At 72.8% G+C, this 2,541-nt stretch carries 1 protein-coding gene; it reads right to left on the bottom strand.

What is annotated here, in order from left to right:
* Positions 1-2,506, bottom strand: a 2,506-nt coding sequence (locus B8460_RS16075; RefSeq protein WP_084623749.1) for a ligase-associated DNA damage response DEXH box helicase, incomplete at its 3' end; no start/stop codon positions are given.
* Positions 2,507-2,541 lie beyond the last annotated feature (35 nt).

Below are 2,541 nucleotides of genomic sequence, written 5' to 3'. Positions count from 1 at the left end.
TGGCGCGGTGGACGGGGTGCACCCGCGCGGGTGGGACCGGGGTGGCGAGGTCCACGGGCGCGGCGAGGGCAGGGGACGCGCCCTCCGCGCCCGTCGCCTCGGCCACCAGCGCCTCGGCCTCGGCCAGCAGCATCTCCTCGGCGCCCGTCGTGCGCACGCTCTCCCGCCCGATCTCCAGCAGCACCGGCACGGCGAGCGGCGAGACGCGCGACAGCGCCATGTGGGTGATGCGGCCGTCGATGCGCGCCAGCATCCCGGCGACACGGCCGAGATCGGTGAGCCCCCCCGCCGCATCGGCCCGCGTCGCGCGCAGCAGGATATGGTCCGGCTGATGCCGGCGCAGCACGTCGTAGATCAGGTCGGCGTTCATCGTCACCTGCTTGCGCGACTTCTCCGCGCCGGGATGGTTGCGCTCGATCAGCCCGGCGATCACCGCCACATTGCGGAAGGTGCGGCGCAGCATCGAGCTGTCCGCCATCCAGCTCTCCACGTCGTCGCCCAGCATGTCCTGCTCGAACAGCCGTGCCACGTCCGTCGGCTGGTTCGCCGACCAGCACGCGAGCACGTAGTCGGTCGCGACGAAGCCGAGCGGCGCCATGCCGTAGCGCTCCATCCGCCGCGTGACCAGCATGCCGAGCGTCTGATGCGCGTTGCGCCCCTCGAAGCAGTAGGCGACGAGATACCAGCGGTCGCCGCGCGGGAACGTCTCCACCAGCAGGTCGGCCCGCCCCGGCAGGCGCGAGCGCGCGGTCTGCAACGCCAGCCATTCCTGCACCGGGGCAGGGAAGGCGTGCCACGTCTCGGGCGCCTGCAGCATGGCGCGCACGCGGTCCGCGAGATTGGTCGTCAGCGGCATGCGGCTGCCGGCCCAGGCGGGGACCATCGGATCGCCGGTGCCGCCCTCCGCCACCTCGGCCACCATCTGATGCACGCGGATGAAGCGCAGCAGCCGGCCGGCGAAGATGAAGGTGTTGCCGGGCGTCAGCATGCTGACGAAGTATTCCTCGACCTCGCCCAGATAGGGACCGGGACGGCCCGACCTGCCCACCAGACGCAGCTTGAGCACCGGCTGCTCCACGATGGTGCCGAGGTTCATCCGCCATTGCCGCGCGATGCGGGCGTTTCGCACATGCACGCGCCCCTCGCTGTCGCGGAACAGCTTGTGCCAGCGCTCATAGCCGGACAGCGCATAGCCGCCGGTCTCGACGAAATCGAGCACGTCGTCGAAATCCCGCCGGCTCAACGACGCATACAGGCCGGTCGCGCGGACCTCCGCGTACATGTCGTCGGGATGGAACGGGGCCGCGCAGGCGCAGCCCAGCAGATGCTGCGCCAGCACGTCGAGCCCGCCCGGCCGCGGCGGATCGCCGTCGAGTTCATGCGCCGCGACGCCGAGGATCGCCGCCTCGCATTCCAGCACCTCGAACCGGTTGGCGGGCACCAGCACCGCGCGCGAGGCCTGGTCCATCCGGTGATTGGCGCGCCCGACCCGCTGCAACAGGCGCGAGACGCCCTTCGGGGCGCCGACCTGGATCACCTGATCGACGCCGCCCCAGTCGATGCCGAGATCGAGCGAGGACGTGGCGACGACGGCGCGCAGGCTGCCGGCCGCCATCGCCGCTTCCACCCGCCGCCGCGCCGAGACCTCCAGCGAGCCGTGATGGATCGCGATCGGCAAGGTCTCCGTGTTGATCCGCCACAGCGCCTGGAACATCAGCTCCGCCTGCGCGCGGGTGTTGACGAACACGATCGTCATGCCGGCGTCGCGTATGCGCGCGAGGATGTCGGGCGCGCTGTCGAGGCCCATGTGCCCCGACCACGGCAGCCGCCCCTGCGGCAGCAGCATGCCGATCGCGGGCGGCGCGCCGTCCGCCGTCTCGATCACCCGGTCCGCGCCGATGTAGTCGATCAGCGCCTGCCGGTGCGGCACCGTCGCCGACAGGCCGATGCGCCGGACGCCGGGGGCGAGGGCGCGCAGCCGGGCCACGCACAGCGCGAGCTGATCGCCCCGCTTGGTGCCGGCGAGCGCGTGCACCTCGTCGATCACCACCGCGCGCAGCCCGCCGAACAGCGCCGGCGCGTCGGGCAGCGAGATCAGCAGCGCCAGGCTCTCGGGCGTCGTCAGCAGGATGTCGGGCGGGGTCTCGCGCTGCCGGCGGCGGCGGTCGGCGGGCGTGTCGCCGGTGCGCGTCTCGATGCGGACCGGCAGCGCCATCTCCTCCGCCGGGCGCAGCAGGTTGCGCGCCACGTCCACCGCCAGCGCCTTCAGCGGGCTGACATAGAGCGTGTGCAGGCGCGCCGCCGCCTCCGCGCCGTCCTGCCCGGCGGCGAGGTCGATCAGGCTGGGCAGGAAGCCCGCCAGCGTCTTGCCGCCGCCGGTCGGCGCGATCAGCAGCGCGCTTTCGCCCTGCGCGGCCGCGTCGATCATGGCAAGCTGATGCGGGCGCGGCGCCCAGCCCTGGGCGCGGAACCAGCCGGCGAAGGGTTCCGGTAATGTTCCAGCCATCGGGCCGATATAGGCGAAGCCGCCGGGGTCGGGAA

Source organism: Acidisphaera rubrifaciens HS-AP3 (assembly GCF_000964365.1).
GTDB lineage: Bacteria > Pseudomonadota > Alphaproteobacteria > Acetobacterales > Acetobacteraceae > Acidisphaera > Acidisphaera rubrifaciens.
The sequence above is the reverse complement of the archived record's forward strand: the minus strand, read 5'-3'. Positions and strand labels throughout refer to the sequence as shown.